Raw genomic sequence first — 490 nt, forward strand, 5'->3', positions numbered from 1 at the left:
TATACTCCTGAAGCCAAGGCGAATGTGAACAAGCTGATTGCGAATTTGGTTGAGAATTTTGACCGCTATGGCGACTCGAACGGAGAGAAATTGACCGCAGAGCAAATCAGAGATACGCTCGATCTGAATTTCAAAAAGAATTACGCCTACACTCCCCGCCGAATCAAGCAAGGGCTCTCTACCAAGGAAGTCGCTTACTTTATGGAGCAAAAGGATGAGTACCCCGGCTTGGAGGTCGTTGAAGAGAATGTCCGGCATTACGACAAGGATACGGTAGCTGTCCAGACTGTCGGGTATATCAAGCTGTTTAAGAATTCCAACAGTATTCACATCTACAAGGACATTCTGAATGCGATGAAGAAGAAGGATTCGAAACCGGGACTGATGTACAAAGAGGAAGAATCCGTTGGCTTCGATGGCCTTGAGCTTCAGTACCAACGGGAGCTTCGGGGGCAGAACGGATACCAGGAAATTTCCATCAATCCGCAGA

At 47.3% G+C, this 490-nt stretch carries 1 pseudogene; it reads left to right on the forward strand.

Going from position 1 to position 490, the window contains the following annotated elements:
- A pseudogene (locus L691_RS28775) lies at positions 1-490 on the forward strand (penicillin-binding protein 2); the annotation flags it as partial.

The sequence above is a fragment of the Paenibacillus zanthoxyli JH29 genome (assembly GCF_000520715.1).
GTDB classification, from domain to species: Bacteria; Bacillota; Bacilli; order Paenibacillales; family Paenibacillaceae; genus Paenibacillus_AQ; species Paenibacillus_AQ zanthoxyli.